The following is a 25,794-nucleotide window of genomic DNA, read 5'->3' on the forward strand; positions in this document are numbered from 1 at the left end:
GCGATGGACCTGCCCACCCCGCTGCTGGACGACGCCAGCTTCGAGACCCTCAGCCGCCAGCTGCGACAGCGCATCCCGGCGCTGACGCCGGAGTGGACCGACTGGAACGCCAGCGACCCCGGCATCGCGCTGTTCGACCTGGTGGCCCACGCCACCGAAGGCCTGCTGTGGCGCTTCAACCAGATCCCCGAAGCCACGCAGCTGGCCTTCCTGCGCCTGCTGGGCTTGCCGCTGCGCCCGCCCACCGCGGCGCGCGCGCTGCTGGCCTTCACCAGCAAGCAGCGCAGCGGCGCCTTGGAAACCCTGGCGCAAGACCTGCCCGCGCGCGCTGGCGCCGTGGCTTTTGCGCTGGAGCGCGAAACTCCCGTGTGGCCCGGCGAGGCGCTGGCCCTGCTGCGGCAGCGCACGGCGGCGCCGGCGCCAGAAGAGCGGGAACTGGGCGAATCATTGCGCCCCACCCTGGCCGCGCTGGCGCCGCGCCATGCGAGCGGCACCGCGCCGGCCTTCTACGACGTTGCGATGATCGACGGCCAGGCCGCACAAGACCCGGCACTCGCGGTGGACGGCTGCGTGTGGGTGGCCTGGCTGGCGCCCGAAAAGCCCAGCGAAGCGCCGCCCGCCTGGCAACGCGGCAGCCGCTTCACGCTGGGCTGGTGGCCCGCAGCAGAAACCACCGATCCCGACGACGACGCCCTCGCCCGCGCCGAAGCCTGCCCCGGCCTGGGCGTCGCCCGCGCGCCGCGCACGCTGGAGTGGCGCGTGCTCGCGCACGACTTGTTGAACGGCCGCGCCGATTGGCGCCCGTTGTCCGTGACGGCCGATGACACCGACGGCGGCACCCGCGCCGGCGTCATCGAACTGGAATTGCCCGCCGCGCCCGACGAGCTGCTGCCCCCGCTGGTGCCAGAGGGCCTGGAGGGCACCGAAGACTTTCCGCCCCCGCTGCCGCCGGCCCTGGCCGGGCGCGTGCGCCTGTGGCTCAAGGCCTGGCCCACACCGCCGGCCGCCGGCCAGCCGCGCACCCTGCCGCCGTTGCAGCGCGTGGCTGCCAACGCCGCCTGGGCTTTGCAGGCCCTGCCGCGCGGGGCCGAGTACCTGGGCCGCGGCGACGGCCAGCCGCAGCAGCGTTACCGCCTGGGCGCCGCGCCCGTGCTGGCCGATGCCGTGCTGCACCCGGTGCTGGTGGAGGTGGAAGAAGCCGGCGTCTGGGTGCCCTGGCAGCACGTCGACACGCTGGACCTGAGCGGCGCCGACGACCGCCACTGCCGCATCGACGGCGCCAGCGGCGAGCTGCAGTTCGGCCTGCGCAGCCCGCAACTCGGCGAACGTGTGCGCGTGGCCGGCTACCGCGTGGGCGGCGGCGCGGCGGGCAACGTCGGCGCCGGCGCCATCACTCGCTGCGACAACACGCAGGTCACCGTCATCAACCCCGAGCCCGCCCGCGGCGGCCGCGATGCCGAGGCGCTGGAAGCCGCGCTGCAGCGTGTGCCGGCCGAGGTGACGCGCCGCGACCGCGCCGTCACCGCCAACGACTTCCGCGCCCTGGCCGAAGCCACGCCCGGCGCCGAGATTGCCCGCGCCGAGGTGCTGCCGCTCTTCGACCCGCGCACCCGCAGCTTCGAGCGCACCGGCGCGGTCAGCGTCATCGTCTGGCCCGAGGCCGACACCGCCCTGGTGCCCGCGCCCGTGCCCGCCGCCAGCCAGCGCACGGCGGTGTGCACCTGGCTGGATGCGCGGCGCCTGGTGGGCACCGAACTCTTCGTGCTGGCGCCCAGCTACCGGCGCATCACGGTGAGCTGCGCCGTGGCCGTGGAGCCGGGTTTCGGGCCCGAGGCCGCGCGCAGCCTGGCGGCGCAGATCCTGCGGCGTTACGTCTCGCCGCTGCCGCCCGACGGCCCGCTGGGCCGCGGCTGGCCACTGGGCCGCGCCGTGCGCGACCGCGAACTCATCGCGGCGGTGCTGCAGGTCGACGGCATCGAGTACGTGGAAGCCCTGCGCCTGGCGGTGTGGCAAGACAGCGCCTGGGTCGAGCAGGCCACGGTAACGCTGCAGCCCTGGGAGGTGGTGGAACTCGCCGCCGTGCAGGTGGTGGAAGCCAGCCAGCCCCTGCCTGCGCCCCAAGACGCCGTGGCACCGCCGCCCGCCGCGCCGGCGGTGGCCGTGCCCGTCATCAGAGACCTCTGCGGATGAAGCTGCCGCGTGCCCCCGCCGCCGGTCTGCGCCTGGCCACGCCGCGTGCGTGGCAGCGCTGCGCCTTCGAGGCCTGCGCGCTGGTGGACGATGGGGTTGAGCTGATGTGGCAAGCCTGGCCGGCCGGCACGGCCGCCGCGCCAGCGCCCGATGCCGCGCTCGTGACCACGGGCCTGGCCTACGACCGCCTGGGACGCGCCCTGCGCGCCACGGCCACGGGCCTGGAGACCCTGCCGCTGGCCGAGCAGGCGCCGGCCCTCACCATCGCCGCGCCCCCGCGCTGGACCCCGCTGCCACACACGCCGCTGGCCGGCTGCGGTGCCGGCGCGCCGGCCGATGCGCCCGCGCCCGCGGCCCCCGGCGCGCTGGCCACCGCCGCGCCCGACCTGCTGTGGGTGGCCGAGCCTTCGGCCGCGCGCGTGTGGCGCTACGACCTGTGGGCGCGCCGCTACCTCGGCTTCCACACGCTGCCCGGTGCGCCCGTGGCGCTCTGCAGCGCCAGTGACGACGCCGTGCTGGCCTTGCTGCGCGCGACCGACGGCAGCGGCGGCCTGGCGCTGCTGCGCGCCTGCAACCCGCCGCAGATCCTGCCCTGGCCCGCCACGCTCCGCGAGCCGTCGGCCCTGGCGCGCGCGGCCGATGGCCGGCTGTGGGCGCTGCTGGCCGGCGGCACGCCGCAGGCGCGGGTGGTGGCGCTGGGTTCGCTGCCGGCGCTGGCCGAGGGCTTGTCATTCGCCGCACCGGGCGCCCGCGCGCTGGCGCTCGGCGCGGCCTTGCGCGACACGCCAGCCAACGCACAACAAGGCCAGCCCGCCGAACGCCTGTTCGCAGCCACCGCGCCCGGCGCGCCCTGGCCGGTGTTCACGCTGGACGGTGCCGCCGACCGCCCCGTCATCGCCCCGGGCTGGGACGGCGGCGCCATCGCCACCGCGCCCGATGGCCGCGTCGGCCACGTCGCGCAGGTGCAGGGCCAGCCTGAGCTGCGCTTCGCTGCGCCCACGCGGCTGGCGCGTGCCACACAAGGCCGCGTGCTGAGCTTCCGCTTCGACAGCGAACAGCCCGGCGCCGCCTGGGGCCGCGTGTGGCTGGAGGCCTGCATCGCGCCCAACACGCAGTTGCGCTTGCGCTGCCTCGTCACCGACGACGACAGCCCGGCCTTTAGCGAGGCCCCGCGCACGCCACCGGCCAACTTCGCCGCCGCGCCCGCTGACGATGGCCACCACCCCCCGCTGCCGGAGCTGGACGTGCTGCTGGCCCTGCACGAGCAGCCCTCGCGACCCTGCATCGCCAGCCCGGCCAGCGGCCTGCGCCCGGGCCGCGCCGGCTGGCGGCCGGCGCGGCCGGGTCACCAGTGGCTGCAAAGCTGGGTGGGCCACGGCGGCCCGGCTTTCGAGGGCAACGAACGCAGCCTCGGCCGCTACCTTTGGCTGGAAGTCGAGTTGCTCGGCGATGGCCTGCGCAGCCCGGTGCTGCGTGCGGTGGAAGTCGAACAGCCCGGCCACGCCTGGTTGCAGCAGTTGCCGGCGCTGTTCTCGCGCGAAGCGCAGGCCGCGAACTTCCTGCGCCGCTACCTCGCCGGCCCGGCCGACCTGCTGGGCGATCTGGGCCTGGATGCAGCCACCCGCCACCACCTGCTGGCCCCCGGCCACGCGCCGGCCGAGATGCTGGGCTGGCTGGCCGCGCTGCTGGGCCTGGCGCTGCAGCCGGCCTGGGGCGAGCGTGCGCGGCGCGAGCTCATCGCCGAGGCCGGCGCCATGGCCCCGCGCCACGGCACGCCCGAGGTGCTGCGCCGCATCGTCGAGATCCTGGCCGGCGTGCCGGTGCTGCTGCTGGAAGACTTCCGCCTGCGCCACCCGGGTGTGGTGGGCGGCACGGCCAGCCCGGCCGTCAGCTCGGCTCTGGGCGGCGGCCTGCGCCTGGGCGCGGCGCTGCTGCCGCCGGCCGAGGCCACGGGGGCTGTCGTCGAGACGGTGGAAACAGGCGCCTGGCGCTTCACGCTGCTGCTGCAGGGCGAGGTGGGCAGCGCACTGCAGGCGATGCTGGTCGATGCCGTGGAGCGCTTCAAGCCTGCGCACACGGCTTTCAGGCTGTGCGCGCTGGAAAGCGGCTTGCGTGTCGGCCGCGGCCTGCACCTGGACGTGGCCGCGCTCGTGGGCCCCGATTCAGGGCTGCCGCTGCCGGTGTTGGGAGGCACGCGCCTGGGCCGCGATGCCGTGTTGGGCCGCAGCGCCGGTGAAGCCGGCGGGGGCGCCGCGTGCTGACGCTCCACCCGCCCCGCAGCGGCGGCCTGCTGGCCGCGGGCGAAGCCATGCACACGGTGCGGCAGGCCACCGTCACGCTGGCCCACGCCGGGCAGGCCGCGCTGCTGCGCGAAGCGCTGCCGCTGGCCCTGCAAGCGGTGCTGGACGGCGTGGCGGCCCGGGCCGATGCGGCCGATGCCAGCCCCCACGGCGTGGGCGCTGCGGCCGACCCCGGCGGCCGTCTCTGGCTGCTGCGCCACCTGCCTTGCCGCCTGCGGCTTTCGCCGGGCGCCGATCTGCACCAGGCGGTGCGCGCGCTGGAGCGCGCGCTGCAGCAGGCCTGGGCCGAAGCCTCTGGCGGTGCGCAGCGGCTGGGTGGCGAGACGCCCTGGCTGGTGCTGAATGACCCCACCGAAGCCCTGCTCGGCTCCTGGGCCGACGCACTGGCCGGCCGCCGAGACCGCGCCTGGGCCTGGGCGCGGCTCGGCCTGTGGCCTGACGACCTTTCCGCGAGCGCGGCGGACACGCTGGCCGCGCTGCTGCGGGCCGTGGACCGCCACCCGCTGCTGAAGGCCATCGGGCCCGACCCCAGCCCCGCGCAACGCCGCCGCGCGCTGCTGGCGCACTGGCTGCAGCAGGGCCTGTTGCCGCGGGCCTTGGCCCTGCTGGCGCCCATGCAAGCCTTGCAGTTGGCGCAAGGCTTGCCGGGCCACGCGGCGCTGGCGGCGGCGATGGCCGAGCTGCAAGGCAGCGAAACGGACGCTGCGTCTCCATCGCTGCCAGCCTCTAGCGAAGGCGCACCAAGCCCGGCGTCCTGGGCGGCGGTCTGGCCCAGCGGCCCGGAAGCTGCAGCCTGCCGGGCTGCGCTCGCTCTGACACCGCTGCCCGCCAGCGCACGCCACTCGGCCGCGCTGTGGCTGGCCTGGCTGGCGCAGTTGCACGCCGACCCCGGTGCGCTCGGTGGGCCCTCGAGGCCGCGCGTGCAGGCGGGGCTGCAAGCCTTGGCGCAGGCCGCCCTGGCGCCGCGCACCACCGCGGGCCAGCGGCCGCCCCGTGAAACCGCCGCCCCGTCGCCCGAGCCCGCGACCGCGCAGCGCTGGCCCACGCGCCGCGCCGGCTTGCTGCACCTGCTGCCGCTGCTGCCCGAGGCCTTGCCCGCGCGCGACGAAGGCTGGTCGCGCGCCCGTCTGCTGCGCCTGGCGGTGCACGGCCTGCAGGTGCCGCTGGCCGACCCCGTGCTGGCCCCCTGGCTGGGCGCGCTGGCCCCGGCGCACTGGGCCGACGCGCCCCCTTCCGATGTCGACGGCAGCCTGGCCGCGCTGCAGGCCGACCTGGCGGCGCTGCGGCAGGCGGTGTGCACGCGCCTGCAGCGCCACCTGGCGCCCGAACGCCGCGCCGACATCGAAGCCGACCCCTGGCCCTGGCTGCTGCAGCGCCCCGCCACGCTGCTGGCCGCGCCCGGCCGCTGGGAGGTGCTCTTCGAAGAAGCCGACACCCGGCTGCGCCTGTGCGGCCTGGACCGCGACCCCGGCTTCCTGCCCTGGCTGGGCCTGAGCGTGGTGCTGCGTTATGAATGACCGCGCCCACGGCCCCTGGCTGCAGCCCGAGTGGGTGGCCGACGCCGCAGCGGTGCCCTGCGCGCTGCCCGATGCCGAAGACCTGGCGCTGCTGCAGACCGCCGCCGCGGCCTGGGCGCCTTGGTTGCCCGGCTGGGCCGACGAACTGGCCGCCCAGGCCGCAGGGGCCCCCGGCTGGCTGCCGCCGGGCCGGCCGCGTTACGCCATCGGCGCCGAGCCCAGCGTGGCCGAGCGCGTGCTGCAGCGCCTGTCTGCGGCTCATTCGCAGCCGCCTGAAGCCTGGGCCGCACTGCAGGCCGCCTGGCGCCTGTGCGCGGCGGTGCCGCTGTGCCCCACGCTGGCCGCCGGCCTGCGCCGCGAAACCGGCCTCTGCGCGCTGACGCCCGAGCACCTGGCCCTTGCGCTGCGCTGGCCTTTGCACCGCCTGCTGCCGCTGCTGGCGCGCAACCCGCTGCGCGAACTGGGTTTGCTGGTTCCCGCCGAGCCCGGGCTGCCGCTGGCCTTGCAGGGCCTGCAGGTGCCTGACGACATGGCCCTGGCGCTGTGGCAGCTGCGGCCCAGTGCCTCCACGGCCCCTGCCTTCACCGACGCGCCCGCCCCCAGCCCCGCGCTGGCGGCCTTGGCACGCGCGCTGCGCAGCCCGGTGCCGGTGCTGGCGCTGTGGGTCGATGCCAGCGGGCGCGGCCCCGCGCCAGAGAGCGTCGCGCCCCCGGCACGCCGCATTCAGGATGGCCCGGGGCTGGCGGCGGCGCTGGGGCGTTGCCTGGTCGATGAGGTGCTGCCCATGGTGGTGGTGGCCGATGACGCCGGCGGGGACCCTGAAGCTCTCGGCGCGGGAACTGCTGGCCCGAGCAGCGCGCCCTTGCAGATCCCGGCGGCCTACCCCGGCCCCGTGCTCGTGCTGGCCCGCCGCGCCAACATCGCGCTGGACCCCGGCACCCGGCCGCTGCTGGTGCAGCATGCAGAGCCCCCAGCGGCCCCGGCCCAGGCCCGCACCTGGGCGACGGCGCTGGCCCTGCCGCCCAGCCCGGCCGCCCAGGCCTGGGCGCAGCAGCTGGCCCGCACCCTGCCCTTGCCCGCGGCCGCCTGCGAACAGGCCGCCACCGACGCCCGCCTCGCCGCCACCCTGGCCGGCCGCGCCCCGGGCCACGCCGACCTGCTGGCCGCCGCGCGCCACCGCGCTGCGCTGGCGGTTCAAGGCGCGGTAGACCTGCGCTCGCCGCGGGCCACACTGGCCGAACTGGTGCTGCCCGCCACGGCGCAAGCGGCGCTGCAGCACGCGCTGCGTCTCTTCGAACACCGGCCCGAAGCCGGCCTGCGCCTGCTGCTGGCCGGCCCGCCCGGCACGGGCAAGACCTTCGCGGCGGAGGCCATCGCCCACGCGCTGCAGCGCGACCTGCTGGTGGTGGACGCCGGCCGCGTGCTCTCACGCTGGCTGGGCGAAACCGAGCGCCGGCTGGAGCAGGCCTTCAGCGCGGCAGAGACCGCACGCGCGCTGCTTTTCATCGACGAAGCCGATGCGCTCTTTGCGCGCCGCACCGAGGTGAAAGACGCGCACGACCGCTACGCCAACGCCGAGACGGCCTACCTGCTGCAGCGGCTGGAGCGTTTCCACGGCGTGCTGGTGCTGGCCAGCAACGCGCGCGGCAGCATCGACACCGCCTTCACGCGCCGCTTCGACGCCGTGCTCGCCTTCGACGAACCCGACGAAGCCGTGCGCGCCCGCCTGTGGGCGCAGATGCTGGGCCCTTGGCCCACCGCACCGCTGCCGCGTGCCGAAGCCGTGACGCTGCTGGCGCGCTGGTACCCGATGACAGGCGCGCAGATCCGCAGCGCCTGCCGTGCCGCACCGGCCGAGGCCGGCGCGCTGTCTGAACCGGGCCTGGCGCCGCTGCTGCAGGCCGTGGCGCGCGAGTTCCACAAGGCCGGCCGCAGCTTCCCGGGCCTGCCCACGCTGCCGCGGGGCTTGTCGCCTGCAGAGACTGCTGCGCCGCAGCCCGACCCCCTCACCTGAGGCCACAGCCCATGTCCGTCCAAACCTCCAGCCCCTGCACCGCGCAGCCCGGCGCCGATCTGCCCGACGACCCCGGCTGCGCGCTGAACTACCACTACGGCATGCTGCTCGGCGCGGCCGACCTGCGCACCGAGCAGGGCTTCCACATCGGCCAGCGCCGTCGCCACGCCCGCAGCCTGCACGGCCGCGGCGTGGTGCAGGGCCTGGGCGTGCAACTGCGCCCCGAGCGCCACGAACTGGTGGTGCTGCCCGGCCTGGCGCTGGACGCCCGCGGCCGGGAACTGGCCTTGGCCGAGGCCCACTGCGTACACCTGGGCGCGTGGTGGATGCAGGCGCGCACGCAGCCCGCCTTCGCCGCCCAGCGCGAACTGCAGACGGTGACGCTGCAGCTGCTGCTGACGCTGCAGCACCACGTCTGCGCCGACCGCCCCGTGCCCGCCGTGGCCCCGGCCTGCGAAGCCGGCGACGCCAGCGCGATGGTGGCCTCGCGCCTGTGCGAAAGCGCGCGCCTGGAACTGCAGGACGCCAGCACCCTGCCCCCGGCGGCGCACGGCGTGCCCACCGATGAATTGCCGGTCTACGCCCTGCTCGGCCTGGCCGCCACGCTGCCCGCCGCCGGCACCGACCCCGACACCGATTGGGCCGTGGCCGCCCGCGCCGCCATCGCCGCCGCCGCGCCCGAAGACCGCAGCGCCGCGGCCCTGGCCGCGCTGGACCGCGCCATCGCGCTGGGCACGGCGCGTGTGGCCGCACCCGAGCCCTCGGCCGAAGACCGCCTGCCCCTGGCGCGTGTACACGACCTCGTGCTGCAGCGCGAGCCCGACACGCCCGGCGCCCCCGAGCGCTGGACGGTGCTGGGCGGCCGTGTCGAACTGCTCGACCGCCCAGCCCTCTTGGCCACCGGCACCCTGCAGCGGCTGCTGGCCGCGCTGCTGGCCAGCACGCCGGTGGTCGCCGGGCCGGTGGTGTCGCCACCCTCACCGCCACCACCGCCACCACCGCCGCCCCCCGCGCCCACGCCCCCCGCACCGCCACCGCCTGCGGCGCCGGCCCTGCCGCCGCCGCTCATCACCAGCGCGGTCAGCGCGGCCGAGCGCCTCACGCTGCAGCTCGCCGTGCCCGTGCACCCCGGCAGCGCCAGGCCGGTGGCGGTGGCCGTGACCGAGTTCGACGAGGCCTTCGGCTGGCGCAACTTCACCGTGCGCCATGTCGACGTGGAAGACGGCGGCCGCCGCCTGCTGCTGACGCTGGGCCACCCCCCGCGCGAAAGGCTGCTGCGCGTGACGCTGTCGCTCGACGGCACCAAACCCCTGCTCGCGGCCGACCGCAGCGAGCTCGCCGGCCTGCACGGGCCGCACTTCACCCTGCACCTCTGAAGCCCTGCCCGGAGCCCCGCCATGCCCACCACCCCCACCGTTCCGACAGACACCGGCACCCTCGTCGAGCAAGGCACCCCGCTCGTGCGCAACCACTGGTTCGACGGCAAGTTCCTGCGCGCCGACGACCTGGCGCGCGACCAGGATTACCACCGCAGCGCCCAGCGCCTGGCCACGCAGGCCGGCGGCTTCGGCGTCGTGCACGGGCTGGAGGTCTCGCTGCACGGCAGCGAGATCCGCGTGCAGCCCGGCCTGGGCGTCACCGCCGACGGTGAGCTGCTGATGCTGGGCAGCGTGCTCAGCGTGGGCGTGGACGCGCTCATCGCGGCGAGCCTCGTTGAAACGCCGGCCCCGGGCAACACGGCTACGGCTGCTGCCGGGCCTGGCCACGCCGCCTTCGCACCCTGCGTCTCGGCCGGCAGCGCCGAGGCGCCGGGCCCGGTGGCCACCGGCTGGCGCCTGTACCGGCTGACGCTGTCCCCGCACCGCGCCTTGTGCGGCTTCGAAGACGTGGTGGGCGCGCTGTGCGACCGCGCCTGCGTCAGCGAACGCCAGCGGCCCTACCAGATGGAAGGGGTGCGGCTGCGCGCGCGCGCCGAGAGCCTGCCGCTGCCACCGCGGCCGGGCTTCGAGGTCGACGGCCGGCATGCACGCTCGCGCATCGCCTCGGCGCTCTTCGGGCGTGAAGACAGCGCCACCGCCCCGCTGCCCGACAACGGCGGCAGATTGCTCGGCCCGGCCTGGTGCAGCGGCGCACCCCACGCCGGCGGCAGCGAACTCACGCTCGGCTACCTGGTGCGCAACGCCGGCACGGCCGATTTCATCGACCTCTGGGCCGGCCGCCGCGAGCGCTTTGCGCCGCAAGCCCCCGGCTACTGGGAACGCCGCACGCGGCGGCGCCCACATGCCGACTTCATGGCCCAGGTGGCGCAGTTCCAGTGCCAGCTGGCCGGGCTGCTGAAAGACGGCGCACCGCCGGTGGACGAAGGCGGTGATTGCGAGGCGCTGCGCGGCCTGGTGCGCAACCTGCAGGCGCAGCTGGCGCAGACCTTGGGCAACGGCAACCCCGAGACCGTCGACTGGACGCAGGCCACCAGCGTGGCCACGATGAAGCGCCTGAGCGCCTTCGTGGCCCAGGCCGCCACAACCCTGCAAGGAGCGCCCGACCGCGTGCTGCTGGAACGCGGCATCGTCGAGGTGCCGCCGGCGGGTTTCCTGCCCGTCACGCCCAACGGCGCGCCGGTGCTCAAGCAGGTGCAGGCGCTGCTGGGGCCGGGCGTGCAACTGCAGCTGTGCAGCGCACCGCTCGATGCCATCGGCCACCTGTTCGAAGAAGCGCAGCACTCCGCGCGCAGCTCGCTCACGCGCGGCCTGGCCGACCCGGCCGACAAGCCGCTGCTGCAGATCATCGTGCCCGACGGCCAGGCCCAGGCCAGCGCACCCGTCGTGCCGCCGGGGTATGCGGTGGCGATGCAGGTCGACCCGGCCATCACGGTGCTGTCGCTGCTGCAGTTGCTGCGGGCGGTGCAGCAGCCAGGCCGGCTGGCGGGTGCCGCGGCTGCATCAGCAGCGCCCAGCGCCATGGCCCCTGGCGCGCCGGTGGCAGACGCACCCGAAGAGGCCTCGCTGGTGGCTGCGCGCACCCAGCTGGCGGCAGCACTGGCACGGCGCAACACGGCTTCCTTCAGCAGCCTGCTGCGCGAGACGGCCAGCGCAGCGGCCACGGCCACGTCCGCAGCGGCCGCTGCCGCCGCGCCGGCAGCCACCGCCATCGCGGCGCCCCCTCCGTCGGCCGCGGCCCCCGGCGCCGCAGTGCAGGTGCCCGCGGTGAACGTGGCGCGTGGCGCCGGCCGCGTGCCTGCCGGCGCCGCGGGCAGCCACGGCTTCACCACCGCCGTGCAGGGCCTGCCGGCCGAAGGCGAGGTGCAGAGCCAGGAGTTCGAGGCCGCGTGGGTCGAGGCCCAGATCGCCAGCGACCCCTTCACGGCCGCCGGCGGCAGCACGCTGGCCGTGGCGCTGCGCCTGTCGGAGGTGGACCGCAGCGACGACGACAAGCTGCCGCCCACGGCACGCGTGGGCTACACGCTCGGGGTCACGGGCCAGTTGAAGCTGGACGCCGACGCCGCCGCGCTGGAGGGCTTCCGCGCCGAGATCGAGGCCCTCACCGGCTTGAGCGGTGGCGTGCTGCGCGCCGCCTCGCTGCAGGCCTCGCTGGCTTACACGCTGCACGGTCTGGGCGTGCCGGGCACGCCCGACGGCCCGGTGCGCAGCGGCACGGCCGACATCGCCGTGCCCCGGCTGGTGCTGCAGCGGGCGGCCGTGGGTGGCGGCGTGCACACACTGGTGCTGCTGCCTCTGAACGAAGGCAGCCTGCTGGTGCTGGAGCACCTGCCCGCTGCCGGCGCCACGGCCGCGGGCCACACCCGCCTGCAGATGCGCATGATCACGCGCGCCGCCGGCACCGGGCCCGTGACCCACGTGCCGGCCAACCCGCCGGCCGCGCAGACCCTCACGGCCACGCTCGCCACCCTGCAAGCCGACGCCCAGGCGCTGGCCCCCGGCGCCGCGCCCCGCGTGGCGGCCGAGGCCGGTTTCGCCGAACTGGCGCGGGTGCTGGGCAGCGAACGGCCCAACGCCACTGACCGTGAACGCCTGCTCGGCGGCGCCGGCAGCGGCACGGCCGGCACCACCGGCCTGCAGGCCCTGCACGAGTGGGTGCTGTTCCGCCGCCCGGTGGATGCACGCTGCAACGGTTCGGCACCGGTGCCCGCCCCAACGCCGCAGCCGGCGCCGCCCACACCCACGCCGCCCGCACCGGTACTGACCACGCGCTACCAGGCCGCCGTGCTGCGCCTGGTGCCCAGCTTCAACGGCAACGCGCTGCAGACCACGCTCGACGCGCTGGGCCGCGGGCAGCTGCCCACCGACAAGGCGGCCACCTTCGCACTCGCCTCTGCCCTCACCTACAACGGCAACGCCGTGCTGCCCACGCAGACGGCGGCCCAGCTTTCGGCGGCCTTCGCGCAAGCCGGCTTCGGCCCGGTGCTGCGGCGGGCGGTGCTGCAGCGCGCGGCCGGTGTGGACACCACCCTGGAAGACAAACGCGCAAGTGAAATGGCCAACCTGCTCGGCGTGGACACCTCGGCCCTGTCGCTGCTGGCCCTGCCGACACTGCCGCCCCAGGTGCAGGCGCTGGACGGCGCCTTCGTCTACATCGTCGACCCGCCCAGCACCGCCCCGCCGCCGCCCACCGCACCGGTGGCCAACCACCGGCAGCGCATCCTGCTCGTCAACGCCACCGGCCTGGGCTTCTTCAACCAGCAGGGCGGCGTGGGCGTGCTGGCCACGCGCGCCGAGGTGACGCTGAAGCGCCTGGAGGCGTTGAACTCGCAGTACTTCGAGATCGAGGCTGAAGTGCGCCCCGGGCAGGTGACGCTGCTCGAAGGCCCGGGCAGCGACCTCAACGGCCTGCTCTCAGCCGTGCAGAACCGGGGCGGCATGAACCCGCAGGCGCCCCTGCCGGTGCTGCTGCGCGCCACCGATGGGGCCACCGACAAGATCACCCGCGCCAGTGCCGTGGCGGGGGATCTGGTGGTGCGGGTCGGGGGCAGCAGCCGGCCTGCCGACCCGGTGGTTTGCACGCCCACGCCGCCGCAGATCCAGAGCCAGCACGACGCGCTGACCTTGCTGTTCACGCGCAACTGAGGGCCGCCTCCCACAGCCTGCACCCTGCCCGAGCTTCCCTTCCACCGCCGCCATGGCCCCGGCCCCGCCCCGCAAACAAGCGCCCACCGGCAAGCCCGCCACGGCAGCACCGGCGCCGCGACCGCCGCCGGCACCGGCGCGGCCGCAGCGGCCGGAGCCCAGGGTCACGCCGCGACAAGACCGGGCTGACATGCCGCGCCAGCCGGCGGTGCAGCGCAAGACCGCGCTGCCCACCAGCCAGCCGGGTGATGCCGCCGAACGCGAGGCCGACCAGCGCGCCACGCAGGTGATGCGCAGCGCCACCGCCGTGCCCCCGGTGCGCGAGCGGCCGCCAGCGCCTGTGCTGCCCACACGCGGGCAGACCGCCGCCGTGCCCGAGCGGCCGCAGCTGGGCGCAGAACACCAGGCCCGCCTGGGCCCTGGCGAGCCGCTGCCGCAGCCCTTGCGCGGGCAGTTCGAAGCGCGTTTCGGGCGCGACCTGGGCCAGGTCCGCATCGTCAACGACGGCGCTGCCGCGCAGGCCGCGGCCTCCATCGATGCCCGCGCCTTCACCCTGGGCCAGCGCATCGCGTTCGGGCCCGGCGAGTACCAGCCCGACACGGCGCAAGGCCAGTGGCTGCTGGCCCACGAGATCACGCACGTGCTGCAGCAGCAAGACAGCAGCGTGCCGCGGCAAGTGATGCGCGGCGCCACCACCGGCGGCGCGGCACCCACCGGCGGTGCGCCCGCTGGCGGGGCCACGGCCGCCCCGGCCGGCGGTGGCAGCACGCGGGCCGCGGCCACGCCGGGCGCGCCGCGCTACGTGCTGAACACGCCGCTGCGCGTGCCCCCCATCAAGGGCCGGCACTCGGCCACCTACAGCACGCTGGCCCGCAACGCCGGCCTGATACGCCCGCGCGCCTACGACGCCAGCAGCCGCGGCACGGCGCAGGTGGCGCTGTGGACGGGCGGCGTGCAGCCCGACCTGACGCGGATCCCGGCCACGCACCGCCCGGCGCCGGGCTCGGCCTGGAACCTGCCGCTGCAGGTGGCCGGTGGCACCGCCGTGCGCCACCTGACGGCCGGCAACGACGCCGAACTGGCCGCTCAACTGCGCCGCCCCAACTGGGACGAAAACGGCCAGGCCATCGACTTCCAGGTCGACCACATGGTCGAGTACCAGCTGGGCGGCAACGATCACATCGACAACATGGAGCTGCTCGACCAGGCGCACAACGGCAGCGTCGGTTCGTCGTTCAGCCACGAGATCCGGCGCGTGGTGCGCGAAGAGCTCGCCACCGCCAACCAGCCGCCGGCCGTGGCCGGGCTGACGGTGCCGCCCAGCCCGACCGTGAGCTGGGTCTTCGACCACTACGACCTGGAGTTCCGCAACGCCACCGGCCGCGGCCGGGAATCGGCGCGCACCGAGGGCGGTGCGCGCTTCTTCAGCCGCCAGCACATCACGCAGCTGGAGCACGTGCTGGGCCTGCTGCCCGGCGGCGGCGGCGTGGCCGGCAGCGCCAGCCGTGTGCACGTGCTCTCGCCCAGCGGCAACCTCATCGTGCTGCGCCTGCCGGTGCGCAACAACAACGTCACCGTGCCGGCCGCGGCGCGCGGCGGCATCGCCGGCTTCGAGGTGCAGGCACTGAACCTGCCCGGCGGCCTGGCCAGCATCGCCGCCGCCGGCGCGGCTGCGGGCGTGGGCGCGCTCAGCGGGGCGCTGAACCTGGGCGCCGCGGTCAGCTTCCCAGCCGGCGCCGAGCACACGCTGCAGCTGGACAAGGCGGCCGAGCCCTACACGCTGCTCATCGCAAGCACCACCACCACGCCGGCCGGGCCCGACGGGGCGCGCAACGCCACGCGCGAGCCGGCCAACTTCGAGCCGCTGAGCCCCATGCTGTTGCAAGGGCTGCTGGTGGGCACCGGCGTGGTGGCGCAGGCCACCATCAGCCCCAGCCACCCGGCGCTGGCCGGGCTGCAGCTGCCCGCCCAGGTGGTGAACGGCCGCCTGGGCCTGTTCTACACGGTCGACGCCACCACGCTGGCGCAGCGCCTGCCGGTGCCGGGGCTCACCATCGACGCTGCGGCCATCACGCTGGGCTACGACGGGCGCGCCTTCCGCGTGCAGGGCGGGGCCGAGTTCAGCATCCGCAACTTCGGCACCGGCCACCTGGCCGCGGGCGTGGACAGCGAAGGCCGCTTCGAGCTGGAAGGCGCGCTGCGGCCCGACCCGCGCCTCTTCGACCGCGCCGAGATGCGCCTGTGGTACCGCAGCGAAGGTGGATTCGGCGGCGAAGGCAGCCTCGCCATCACCGACCCGAACAAGATCCGCGGCGTGCGCAGTGCCAGCGTGCGGGCGCGCTACGACGCAGGCGCGTTCTCGGCCGAAGGCAGCGTCGAACCGGCCATCCCCGGGCTGCAATCGGCCGGGCTCACCGTGCGCTACGGGCCCGACGAGAGCGGCGCACAGTCGCTGCTGGTGGGCGGTGATCTGCAGCTCGCCGCAGGCATCCCCGGTGTGCGCGGCGGCACCGTGCACGTGCAGGTGCGACAGACGGGCGAGGCCTGGGCCGTCAGCGCCAGCGGCGAGCTGCAGGCTGCGGTGCCCGGCGTCAGCGCCACGCTGCGCGCCAGCTACGACGAAGGCGCATTTTCAGCCTCGGTGGAGGCGCCCTTCACCGCGGGTGACCGCGTCAGCGGCACGCTGCTCGTGGGCGTGAGCAACCGCCCGGCCGACAGCGAAGGCCGGCCGCTGGAAGGCGCGGTGCCGGGCGACACGCTGCTGGCCTACGGCAGCGGCACCGCCACCGTGCGCTTGAGCGATGCGCTGCAGGCCGAGTTCGGCGTGCGCGTGGCCACCGACGCGGCGCTGTCCATCAGCGGCTCCGTGGCGCTGGCCGAACCGGTGACGCTGTTCGATCAGCGCCGCTGGGACCGCGAGCTGCTGCGCGTGCCCACCGTCAGCATCCCCATCTTCGGCGTGGCGGTGGGTGGCAACGTGGTGGGCATCGCCGCCACCATCGGTGGCGGCCTGCGGGCCGAGGCCAGCGTGGGGCCGGGCCAGATCGACGAAGGCCGCATCGCCATCACCGACTTCAACCCGGCGCAGCCCGAGACGCTGCACGCCACCGGTCGGCTGCGTTTCGTGGTGCCGGCCAACGCCGGCATCACCGGCCACTTGGACGCAGGCATCTCGGCGGGTGCGGCCATCATCCGCGTGACCGGCGGTCTGAGCCTGGGCCTGGGCCTGGGTGTGGACGCCAGCGTGGCCACGCCGGTGGACCTGGACTGGACGCCCACCGAAGGCCTGGTGCTGGCCGCCAGCCTGCAGGCCAGCGCCACGCCGCGCCTGCGCGCCAGCGTCAACGGCTTTGCCGAGGTGGTGGCCGACGCGCTGGTGACCAGCTTCACGCTCTGGCGGCGCGACTACACGCTGGCCGAGCGCGAGTTCGGCAGCGGGCTGCGCGTGGGCATCGAGGTGCCGGTGGCCTGGCGCCAGCAGACGGGGCTGGATTTCGATTTCGACCGCGTGCAGTTCCAGGTGCCCGACCTCAGCCCCGAAGGCGCGCTGGCCGCGCTGCTGCGCGACGAGGGCAGCGAGCAGCAACACAACGACGCAGGCTGAAACACCTGCGTGGCGCCCCCCGGGGCCAGGGTACAGACGCCGCACGCGTGGCGTGTTAGCTTCCTCGCGCCTTGATGGAGGAGCAAGAACGATGAAGCCGAACCGCAACCCGCTGGCCCTGGCCGCCCTCGCGCTGAGCTGCGGGGCCCTGCCCCTGGCCGCCACCGCCGCCACGCTGGACACCCAGCTCGTCGCCAGCGGCCTCACGCAGCCGCTCTATGCCACCTCGCCGGTGGCCGGTGGCCCGCTTTTCGTGGTGGAGAAGGGCGGCACCATCAAGGCGGTGAGCGGTGGCGTCACCAGCAACTTCCTCAGCATCAGCGTCACCAGCAGCGGCGAGCAGGGCCTGCTTGGCCTGGCTTTCGACCCGGGCTACGCCGACCCGAGCTCGGCCGGTTACCGCCGCTTCTTCGTGAACTACAGCGACCCGAGCAACCGCGACAGCGTCATCGCCAGCTACCGCGCCAACGCGAGCGGCTTGAGCGCCGATCCGGCCAGCCGGCAAGAGGTGATGCGTTTCGCTCAAGCCAGCTTCAGCAACCACAAGGCGGGCTGGATGGGCTTCAAGCCCGGCGACGGCAACCACCTCTACATCGCCACCGGCGACGGCGGCGGCAGCAACGACCCGAGCAACAACGCCCAGAACACCGGCGTGCTGCTGGGCAAGATGCTGCGCATCAACATCAACGGCGACGACTTCGCCAGCCCCAGCATCAACTACGCGATTCCCGGCGACAACCCCTTCGTCGGCGTGGCCGGTGCCCGCGGCGAGATCTTCGCCACGGGCCTGCGCAACCCCTGGCGCGCCAGTTTCGACCGCCTGACGGGCGCGATGTGGATCGCTGATGTCGGCCAGAGCGCGCGCGAGGAGATCAACTTCATCGACGCTTCCAGCGCCGGCGGCCAGAATTTCGGCTGGCGCGTGCGCGAAGGCGACATCGCCACGCCCACCGTGGGCGGCCCGCTGCAGCCCGGCATGGTCGACCCGCTGCTGGTCTACCCGCGCACCTTCGGCCAGTCCATCACCGGCGGCTATGTCGTGCGCGAAGCCGGTTCGGTGCTCTACGGCCAGTACGTCTTCGGCGATTTCGTCAGCGGCCGCATCTGGTCGATCAACGGCAACGGCAGCCCGCAGACCATGGCCAACGCCACCGACTGGACGGCCATGCTCGACGCCGGTGCCGCCGGCGCTTTGGGCAACATCGCCTCCTTCGGCGAAGGCGCGGGCGGTGAGCTCTACATCGTCGACTACGGCGGCAAGGTGGTGCGCGTGGTGCCCGAGCCGGCCAGCGTGCTGATGATGCTCAGCGGCGCACTGGCCCTGCTGGCCTGGCGCCGGCGCACCTCCAGCGCGGCCGCACACTGACCACGCAGCCCTTGCCGGCCCGGGGGCACTTCCTGCGCCAAGCGGCGCTGCTTGGCGGGCGTGGTGCTGCTGGGCAGGCGCCTCGGTGCGGATCGGCGCAATGGCCCTGCGCCGCCTGCCTGCACTGACGGCGCAGCCCGCGGTGGCGCCCGCCAACTCGCACCCGCACGGCGACAACTTTCTGGGCCACGGCGCCTTCGTGCAGACCGTCGGTGCGGCCTGGCCCCCGGCTGCCGCCTGAACAGCACGAACTCTTCGCCTGCATCTACGGGCAGTGCGCAGCCGCCGTGAAGGCGGACCCGGGCGAAGCCTGGTCGCGGCGGCGTGAGCTGGCCTACCAGGAAGCCGAGGAAGAGAACCTCTAGGCCCCGGCAGAGCCCAACTTGAAGGCCGAGACCGCCTGCACCAGGTGCTGGGCCTGCATCTTCAGGCTCTCGGCCGCGGCGCTGCTTTCTTCCACCAGCGCCGCGTTCTGTTGCGTCACGCGGTCGATCTGCGTGATGGCTTCGCCCACCTGGCCGACACCCTGGCTCTGTTCGGCACTGGCGCCGCTGATCTCGCCCACGATGTCGGTCACCCGGCGGATGGCGTTCACCACCTCGCCCATCTGGCTGCCCGCGCGGTCGACCAAGGCGCTGCCCTCGGCCACGCGCTCGACGCTGGCGCCAATCAGGCTCTTGATCTCCTTGGCCGCGGTGGCACTGCGCTGCGCGAGGCTGCGCACCTCGCTGGCCACCACGGCAAAGCCGCGTCCCTGCTCACCGGCGCGTGCCGCTTCGACGGCCGCGTTCAGCGCCAGGATGTTGGTCTGGAAGGCGATGCCATCGATGACGCCGATGATGTCCGCGATCTTCTGGCTGCTTTCGTGGATGCCCTTCATGGTCTGCACCACCTCGCCCACCACCTGCCCGCCACGTGCAGCCACCTGGCTGGCCTCGGCGGCCAGCCCGCAGGCCTGGCTGGCGTTCTCGGCGTTCAGGCGCACGGTGGCACCCAGCTCCTCCATCGAGGCTGCCGTCTGCTCCAGCGCACTGGCCTGCTCTTCGGTGCGCTGGCTCAGGTCGGCACTGCCGGCGGCCACCTGTGAAGACCCGGTGGCGATGCTGTCGCTGCTGTTGCGCACGGTGCTCACGATGCTGGCCAAAGGCGTGTTCATGGTTTTCAGTGCCGCCAGCAGCTGGCCCGCTTCGTCGTGCCGGCGGACTTCGATGCGCGAGCTCAGGTCGCCCGACGCAACGGCCTGTGCCACCTTCACGGCATGGCGGAGGGGGCCCACGATGGAGCGGCTCATCACCACCACCATCACGCCCGCAATGGCGGCGGCGGCCAGCATCAGGCCCACGCTCAGCAGAGCCGCGCGGCGGGCCTGTGCGTTGGCCATCCGCAGGTGCTCGGCAGACAGGCGCGCGATGTTCTCCGCCACCTTGTCCACGAGTGCCGCCGGTGCGCGGTCCATGCCCTTGACGGCGGCATCGCCCACGGCCGAATCGAAACCAGCCGCTGTGAAGTCCTGGAAGGCCTTGCGGTAGCCGCGCCCCATGTCGGCATGGGCCCGCGCGAACTCATCGACGAGTCGGCGCGCCTCGCCTTCGGGCAGCGACTTCAGCAGCTGCGCAGCCTGGGCGGCAACGTCGGCCTCCTGCTTCTGGAAGGCCGTCCAGAACCGCTCGAGCTGCTTGGGGTCCTTGCCGCGCAGCAGGGTGTTCTTCCACTCCTGCACCTGGGTCTTGAAGCCCACCAACATGGCAGCCGCGCGGCGCTCGTTGCCCAGGTCGACCTCGTTGATGTGCGAGATCTGAGCCAAGGTCGTGCGCAGCTGGTGCACGCCGAAAAGGCCTGCGCCAACCGCCAGCAGCAGCGCCAGGCCATCACCAGCGGCAGGCGGACGCTGATCTTGAGATTGTTCAACCAGTCCACGGGGTTTCCTTTCGGCAGTGGCAAACGCCGGCCGAGATGGGGTGGCCCGCAAGGTAGCCGCGGACGGTCGCGCTTCTGCTGGCCTTATCGGCAGCGCCTGGCATGGATCAAGGGCCGCCGGCCTGTGCCGCGAACCAAGTCACACCTGGCACGGAGTTCGCGATCTCCGGTCCCTCAGTTCGTGGCGGCGCCTGACGGCGGCCGCGAGAGGCCGGCGCCGCCGACCTGGCACTGGCAGCCGCAGCAGGAGCCCCCGCCGCGAGCTGTGCGGCGAGATCGGGCGCCGCCGCGCTCAAGCTGCTGTGGCAACCCGAAGGCGTGCCGTTAGACCGCCTGCGTGCGCCATGGCAGGCGCTGAAGCGCCCGATCGCCGCAGTCGAGATTTTTTACACACCTCCCTCCCCCATCTTGGAATCTGGCGTAAGTTGTTGATTTTTATGAGTGGCACAAAACGTGCATTGGTTTTGTTCAGGCATTTGCCCGCCCCATAGAAAGACCCAGACATGAAGACAACATCGCTTTTCGCCCGTGGACTGGTTGCTGCGGCTGCCGTGCTGGCCGTGGGCAGTGCCTCGGCGTCCATCGCCACCTGGACCAACTGGACCAGCATCGGGACCAACAGCGCCACCGGCACCATGGGTGGCATCGACGTCACCGTTACGCGCCTCGGCGGGGGTGCCATCAACACCGGCAGTTCGCAGACCGTCTGCGGCACCAATTACTGGACGGGCACGGCGTACACGAACGGCACGCTGAGCAACGGCCCGGCGGCTTGCGAGCAGGTCGCGCTGAACGATGCGATGACTTTGCGGGTCACGTTCTCGCAGTCGGTGGAAAACCTGTACATGGGGCTGCTGAGCGTCGGGCAACCTGGCGTGGCCATCACCTATGACTTCAGCAACGCCTTCACCGTGGACAGCGAGGGCGCTGGGTTCTTTGGCGACGACCAGACCAATGGCGTGGTCGGCGCCGGCACGCTGGGCGGTGGCTCGTTGACCATGCGCGAGTTCCACGGCGTGCTCCGGTTCACCAGCCCGGTCACGAGCCTGACCTTCTCGACCAACCCGAACGAGAACTGGCACGCCTTCACCTTCGGCCACGTGCCTGAGCCGGGTTCCCTGGCGCTGGCTGGCGTGGCACTGCTGGCTGCAGCCGGGCTTTCGCGTCGCCGCAAGGCCGCTTGACGCGGGACCTTCCCGCGTGCTGAAAAGGGCCGACTCGTCGGCCCTTTTCGCTTTTCGGCCGGCGCCACTTCTGCGCCGGCCGCCAGACCCGTCACGCCACCGGCGAACGCCCCCGGCCGGTCATTCCCACTCGATCGTGGCCGGCGGCTTGCTGCTCACGTCATAGGCCACACGGTTGATGCCGCGCACCTCGTTGATGATGCGGCCCGATACCTTCTTCAGCAGCGCGTAGGGCAACTCGGCCCAGTCGGCGGTCATGAAGTCGCTCGTCTGTACGGCACGCAGAGCCACCACGTAGTCATACGTGCGGCCATCGCCCATCACGCCCACGCTCTTCACGGGCAGGAACACCGCGAAGGCCTGGCTGGTGAGCTCGTACCAGGTCTTGCCGGTGGCTTCGTCGCGGAAGTTGCGCAGCTCCTCGATGAAGATGGCATCGGCACGGCGCAGCAGCTCGGCGTACTCGCGTTTCACCTCGCCCAGGATGCGCACCCCCAGGCCCGGGCCCGGGAAGGGGTGGCGGTAGACCATCTCCGGCGGCAGGCCCAAGGCCACGCCGAGTTCACGCACCTCGTCCTTGAACAGGTCGCGCAGCGGCTCCAGCAGCTTCAGGCCCAGCGTCTCGGGCAGGCCACCGACGTTGTGGTGGCTCTTGATCGTGGTGGCCTTCTTGGTCTTGGCGCCGCCGCTCTCGATGACGTCGGGGTAGATCGTGCCCTGCGCCAGCCACTTGGCGTTCTGCAGCTTCTTGGCCTCGGCCTGGAACACCTCCACGAACTCGCGGCCGATGATCTTGCGCTTGGCCTCGGGGTCGCTCACGCCCTTGAGGTGGCCGAGGAACTGCTCGCTCGCATCCACATGGATCACCTTCGCATGCAGCCGGCCCACGAACATGTCCATCACCATCTGGCCTTCGTTCAGGCGCAGCAGGCCGTGGTCGACGAAGACGCAGGTGAGCTGGTCGCCGATGGCGCGGTGGATGAGCGCCGCGGCCACGCTGCTGTCCACACCGCCGCTCAGACCCAGGATGACCTCTTCGCTGCCCACCTGCTCGCGTATGCGCTGCACGGCTTCCTCGATGTGATCGCGCATCACCCAGTCGGGCTTCGCGCCGGCGATCTGCAGCACGAAGCGCTCCAGCAGCGCCCGGCCCTGCACGGTGTGCGTCACCTCGGGGTGGAACTGCACGGCGTAGTAGCCGCGCGCCTCGTCGGCCATGCCGGCGATGGGGCAGCTGGGCGTGCTGGCCATCAGCTTGAAGCCCGGCGGCAGCGCCGTGACCTTGTCGCCGTGGCTCATCCATACCTTCAGCATGCCTTGGCCTTCGGGGGTGGCGAAGTCCTGGATGCCGTCCAGCAGCTTCGTGTGGCCGTGCGCACGCACCTCGGCGTAACCGAACTCGCGCGTCTGGCCGCTTTCCACCGTGCCGCCCAACTGCGCTGCCATGGTCTGCATGCCGTAGCAGATGCCCAGCACCGGCACACCACTGGCCCACACGGCCTGCGGGGCGCGCAGGTCTTCCTCTTCGTAGGTGCTGGCATGGCTGCCCGAGAGGATGATGCCCTTGGGGCCGAAGCTGCGGATGAAGTCTTCGCTGACGTCGTTGGGGTGGATCTCGCAGTAGACATGCGCCTCGCGCACGCGGCGCGCGATGAGCTGCGTGACCTGCGAGCCGAAGTCGAGGATGAGGATCTTGTCGTGGGTCATGGCGTCAACTCGTCGGGCCCGTCTCAGGCCGGCGTGGGGGTGGAAGGGGGCGCGCTGCGCGGCTGGGCGCGGAAGTGCAGCACCGCCATCAGCAGCGCCGCAGCCAGCAGCGCCGCGCAGAAGAACATGGGCGCGCCGATGCGCCAGTCGCCACGCGGCAGGTGCGACACCGTGCTCAGAAGCGGCGTGGCCAGTGCGGGAGCGATCACGGCCATCAGGTTGCTCAAGCCGCTGACGGCGCCCAGCGTCTGGCCTTGCTCGCTGCCGCTGGCCGCGCCCGACACCAGGCTCTGCAGCGCCGCGCCCACGGTGTTGCCGAGCAGGTTCATCAGGATGATGGCGTAGATCATCCAGCCCTCGGTGGCGAGGCCGTAGCCGATGTTGGCCACCATGGCGGAACAAAGCGCCAGCACGGCCAGGCGCTGCGGCGTCACCCGCTTCAGGATGCGGCCCAGCAGCACGCCCTGTACCAGCGCAGCCACCGTGCCCACGGCGAACAGCGACCAGCCGTTCTGCGTCGGCCCCCAGCCGAACTTGAAGGTGGTGTAGAGCACCCACACCGTGTACAGCGTGAACTGCGCCAGGCCCACACAGGCCAGCACCGGCATCAGCAGGCCCACGCCCTTCAAGCGTGCCAACGCGCGCAGCGAGCTCAGGGGGTTGGCGGCGCTCCAGGTGACGGCACGGCGCCGCTCGGCGGGCAGCGATTCGGGCAGCACGAACACGCCGTACAGCAGGTTCAAGAGCGCCAGCGTGCCAGCCACGAAAAACGGCAGTCGCAGATCGATGCCGCCCAGCAGCCCACCCATCACGGGCCCGAGGATGAAGCCGATGCCGAACATCGCGCCCAGCAGCCCGAAGCGGCGCGCACGCTGCTCGGGCGGGGTGATGTCGGCCACATAGGCATTGGCCACCGCGGCGTTCGCCTGCATGGCACCACCCACGATGCGCGAGGCCAGCAGCATCCACAGGCCGGTGGCCAGCGCAGTGGCAAAGAAGTTCAGGGCCAGGCCGCAGAAGCCCAGCAGCAGCACGGGGCGGCGGCCGTAGCGATCCGACAGCGCGCCGAGCATCGGCGCAGAGACGAAGCTCGCCGCCGCGTAGGTGAAGGCCACCCAGCCGTACCAGCGCGTCTGCTCGGCCGGATTGGCCGTGAACTGGCCCACCAACGCCGGCAGCACCGGGATGATGAGGCCCACCGCCAGGAAGTCGATGAGCACCGCCACCATGATGAAGCCCATGGCGGCGGGCCGGTCGCCGCCCGTGCCCGCGGCTGGCTCGGCGGCGGCGCTCATTCCATGCGGTAGTTCGGCGCTTCTTTGGTGATCTGCACGTCGTGCACGTGGCTCTCGCGGATGCCGGCCGCGGTGATCTCGACGAACTCGGCCTGCTCGTGCATCTGCGCGATGGTCGCCGCGCCGCAGTAGCCCATCGAGGCGCGCAGGCCACCGGCCATCTGGTAGATGATGCTGACGACACTGCCTTTGTAGGGCACGCGGCCCTCGATGCCCTCGGGCACCAGCTTGTCGGCGTTGGGGTTGACGGTCTCGTCGGCTTCCTGGAAGTACCGATCGGCGCTGCCGGCGCGCATGGCGCCGATGCTGCCCATGCCGCGGTAGCTCTTGTAGCTGCGGCCCTGGTACAGGATGACCTCGCCCGGCGCTTCCTCGGTGCCCGCGAACATGCCGCCCATCATCACCGTGCCGGCACCCGCGGCGATGGCCTTGGCGATGTCGCCGCTGTAGCGGATGCCGCCGTCGGCGATCAGCGGCACGCCCGTGCCCTTGAGCGCCGTGGCCACGTTGTCGATGGCCATGATCTGCGGCACGCCCACGCCCGCAACGATGCGCGTGGTGCAGATGCTGCCGGGGCCGATGCCCACCTTCACCGCATCGGCACCGGCTTCCACCAGCGCAAGCGCGGCTGCGCCGGTGGCGATGTTGCCGCCGATCACGTCCACCTGCGGGTAATGCTTCTTGACCCAGCGCACGCGCTCGATGACGCCGGCACTGTGGCCGTGCGCGGTGTCGACGATCAGCGCATCCACGCCGGCCTTCACCAGCAGTTCCACGCGTTCTTCCGTGCCTTCGCCAACGCCCACGGCCGCGCCCACGCGCAGCTTGCCTTGCGCGTCACGCGCGGCGTTGGGGAAGTTGGTCTGCTTGGTGATGTCCTTGACCGTCATCAGCCCGCGCAACTCGAAAGCCGGCGTGACGACCAGCACACGCTCCAGGCGGTGCTTGTGCATCAGTTGCTTGCCTTCGTCGAGCGAAGCGCCTTCGTGCACGTAGATCAGTCGCTCGCGCGGCGTCATGATCTCGCGCACCGGGGCGTCGAGGCGGCTTTCGAAGCGCAGGTCGCGGTTCGTGACGATGCCCACCACCGTCTTGCCCTCCACCACCGGGAAGCCCGAGACACCATGCTGGCGCGACAGCGCGATCACCTCGCGCACGGTGGCCGTGGGGGCCACGGTGATGGGGTCACGGAGCAGGCCGCTCTCGTAGCGCTTCACCCGTGCCACCTCGGCCGCCTGCTGCTTGGGCGTGAGGTTCTTGTGCACGATGCCGATGCCGCCCTCTTGCGCGATGGCGATCGCAAGGCGGGCTTCGGTCACGGTGTCCATCGCGGCCGACACCAGCGGCAGGTTCAGCGCGATGTTGCGGGAAAGGCGGGTGGAAAGGCTGGTGTCGCGGGGCAACACCTGGGAGTAGGCCGGCACCAACAACACATCGTCGAAGGTGAGCGCTTTGCCGAGTAGGCGCATGAAAAAGCTCCAGACGCAAAAGCGAATTATAGGGAGGTGGCGGCTGGCGCTCTGTGGCCTCGGCGGGCAAGGCTGCTGCGGGGCGGCTGCAACGCCCTGTGACAGCGCCAGCGCGCGCGGCGCGGCATTCGCACGGTTTCCGCGAAGGGC

14 protein-coding genes are annotated in these 25,794 nt (G+C 73.3%); 10 read left to right on the top strand and 4 right to left on the bottom strand.

What is annotated here, in order from left to right; translation table 11 throughout:
• Window positions 1-3 precede the first annotated feature (3 nt).
• The 9 genes from EOE66_RS10210 to EOE66_RS21785 all read left to right on the top strand — a co-directional run bounded on the left by EOE66_RS10210 (window position 4) and on the right by EOE66_RS21785 (window position 18,313).
• Window positions 4-2,190 carry a putative baseplate assembly protein gene (locus EOE66_RS10210; protein ID WP_128228588.1) on the top strand — a complete coding sequence of 729 codons (2,187 nt, stop codon included), beginning with the start codon at window positions 4-6 and terminating at the stop codon, window positions 2,188-2,190.
• The gene (locus EOE66_RS10215; RefSeq protein ID WP_128228589.1) at window positions 2,187-4,451 is read left to right on the top strand and encodes a phage tail protein; all 2,265 of its coding nucleotides are present in this window, start codon (window positions 2,187-2,189) and stop codon (window positions 4,449-4,451) included. Before EOE66_RS10210 ends, EOE66_RS10215 begins: the two co-directional genes overlap by 4 nt.
• On the top strand, window positions 4,445-6,007 hold the full coding sequence (locus EOE66_RS10220) for a hypothetical protein (RefSeq protein ID WP_128228590.1): 1,563 nt from the start codon (window positions 4,445-4,447) through the stop codon (window positions 6,005-6,007). Before EOE66_RS10215 ends, EOE66_RS10220 begins: the two co-directional genes overlap by 7 nt.
• On the top strand, window positions 6,000-8,021 hold the full coding sequence (locus EOE66_RS10225) for an ATP-binding protein (RefSeq protein WP_128228591.1): 2,022 nt from the start codon (window positions 6,000-6,002) through the stop codon (window positions 8,019-8,021). The genes EOE66_RS10220 and EOE66_RS10225 overlap by 8 nt, the downstream gene beginning before the upstream one ends.
• Window positions 8,022-8,032: 11 nt before the next feature.
• On the top strand, window positions 8,033-9,397 hold the full coding sequence (locus EOE66_RS10230; protein WP_128228592.1) for a hypothetical protein: 1,365 nt from the start codon (window positions 8,033-8,035) through the stop codon (window positions 9,395-9,397).
• Window positions 9,398-9,418: 21 nt separating this feature from the next.
• Window positions 9,419-13,102 (top strand): hypothetical protein, encoded by a 3,684-nt coding sequence (locus EOE66_RS10235; protein WP_128228593.1) that lies wholly within the window; start codon window positions 9,419-9,421, stop codon window positions 13,100-13,102.
• A gap of 190 nt (window positions 13,103-13,292) precedes the next feature.
• A complete protein-coding gene (locus tag EOE66_RS10240) occupies window positions 13,293-16,706 on the top strand; it encodes an eCIS core domain-containing protein (RefSeq protein ID WP_164885065.1) in 3,414 nt (1,137 codons plus the stop codon).
• Window positions 16,707-16,797: 91 nt separating this feature from the next.
• Window positions 16,798-18,072 (top strand): PQQ-dependent sugar dehydrogenase, encoded by a 1,275-nt coding sequence (locus EOE66_RS10245; RefSeq protein ID WP_128228595.1) that lies wholly within the window; start codon window positions 16,798-16,800, stop codon window positions 18,070-18,072.
• 100 nt (window positions 18,073-18,172) lie between these two features.
• Complete coding sequence (locus tag EOE66_RS21785; protein ID WP_164885066.1) at window positions 18,173-18,313, top strand: hypothetical protein; 141 nt, start codon at window positions 18,173-18,175, stop codon at window positions 18,311-18,313.
• 120 nt (window positions 18,314-18,433) lie between these two features.
• Here the strand turns inward: EOE66_RS21785 and EOE66_RS22370 are convergent, their stop codons facing one another.
• Window positions 18,434-19,876 (bottom strand): methyl-accepting chemotaxis protein, encoded by a 1,443-nt coding sequence (locus tag EOE66_RS22370; RefSeq protein WP_310733105.1) that lies wholly within the window; start codon window positions 19,874-19,876, stop codon window positions 18,434-18,436.
• A gap of 616 nt (window positions 19,877-20,492) precedes the next feature.
• Here EOE66_RS22370 and EOE66_RS10255 point away from each other — a divergent pair.
• Complete coding sequence (locus tag EOE66_RS10255; protein ID WP_128228596.1) at window positions 20,493-21,173, top strand: PEP-CTERM sorting domain-containing protein; 681 nt, start codon at window positions 20,493-20,495, stop codon at window positions 21,171-21,173.
• A 120-nt stretch (window positions 21,174-21,293) separates the two neighbouring features.
• Here the strand turns inward: EOE66_RS10255 and guaA are convergent, their stop codons facing one another.
• Genes guaA through guaB form a run of 3 tightly spaced genes read right to left on the bottom strand, consistent with a single transcriptional unit; the run spans window position 21,294 to window position 25,644 of the window.
• Complete coding sequence (gene guaA, locus EOE66_RS10260; RefSeq protein ID WP_128228597.1) at window positions 21,294-22,880, bottom strand: glutamine-hydrolyzing GMP synthase; 1,587 nt, start codon at window positions 22,878-22,880, stop codon at window positions 21,294-21,296.
• Window positions 22,881-22,903: 23 nt separating this feature from the next.
• The gene (locus EOE66_RS10265) at window positions 22,904-24,175 is read right to left on the bottom strand and encodes an MFS transporter (RefSeq protein ID WP_245478988.1); all 1,272 of its coding nucleotides are present in this window, start codon (window positions 24,173-24,175) and stop codon (window positions 22,904-22,906) included.
• Complete coding sequence (guaB, locus tag EOE66_RS10270) at window positions 24,172-25,644, bottom strand: IMP dehydrogenase (protein ID WP_128228598.1); 1,473 nt, start codon at window positions 25,642-25,644, stop codon at window positions 24,172-24,174. Before guaB ends, EOE66_RS10265 begins: the two co-directional genes overlap by 4 nt.
• Between the last annotated feature and the right edge of the window lie 150 nt (window positions 25,645-25,794).

The sequence above is a fragment of the Rubrivivax rivuli genome (assembly GCF_004016505.1).
GTDB lineage: Bacteria > Pseudomonadota > Gammaproteobacteria > Burkholderiales > Burkholderiaceae_C > Rubrivivax > Rubrivivax rivuli.

What these genes read in the sequence shown, in the direction of transcription:
- guaA (WP_128228597.1), bottom strand. Translation starts at nt 22,880, where the DNA reads ATGACCCACGACAAGATCCTCATCCTCGACTTCGGCTCGCAGGTCACG.
- EOE66_RS10255 (WP_128228596.1), top strand. Translation starts at nt 20,493, where the DNA reads ATGAAGACAACATCGCTTTTCGCCCGTGGACTGGTTGCTGCGGCTGCC.
- EOE66_RS21785 (WP_164885066.1), top strand. Translation starts at nt 18,173, where the DNA reads ATGGCCCTGCGCCGCCTGCCTGCACTGACGGCGCAGCCCGCGGTGGCG.
- EOE66_RS10245 (WP_128228595.1), top strand. Translation starts at nt 16,798, where the DNA reads ATGAAGCCGAACCGCAACCCGCTGGCCCTGGCCGCCCTCGCGCTGAGC.
- EOE66_RS10265 (WP_245478988.1), bottom strand. Translation starts at nt 24,175, where the DNA reads ATGAGCGCCGCCGCCGAGCCAGCCGCGGGCACGGGCGGCGACCGGCCC.
- guaB (WP_128228598.1), bottom strand. Translation starts at nt 25,644, where the DNA reads ATGCGCCTACTCGGCAAAGCGCTCACCTTCGACGATGTGTTGTTGGTG.
- EOE66_RS10210 (WP_128228588.1), top strand. Translation starts at nt 4, where the DNA reads ATGGACCTGCCCACCCCGCTGCTGGACGACGCCAGCTTCGAGACCCTC.
- EOE66_RS10240 (WP_164885065.1), top strand. Translation starts at nt 13,293, where the DNA reads ATGCCGCGCCAGCCGGCGGTGCAGCGCAAGACCGCGCTGCCCACCAGC.
- EOE66_RS10225 (WP_128228591.1), top strand. Translation starts at nt 6,000, where the DNA reads ATGAATGACCGCGCCCACGGCCCCTGGCTGCAGCCCGAGTGGGTGGCC.
- EOE66_RS10235 (WP_128228593.1), top strand. Translation starts at nt 9,419, where the DNA reads ATGCCCACCACCCCCACCGTTCCGACAGACACCGGCACCCTCGTCGAG.
- EOE66_RS10215 (WP_128228589.1), top strand. Translation starts at nt 2,187, where the DNA reads ATGAAGCTGCCGCGTGCCCCCGCCGCCGGTCTGCGCCTGGCCACGCCG.
- EOE66_RS10230 (WP_128228592.1), top strand. Translation starts at nt 8,033, where the DNA reads ATGTCCGTCCAAACCTCCAGCCCCTGCACCGCGCAGCCCGGCGCCGAT.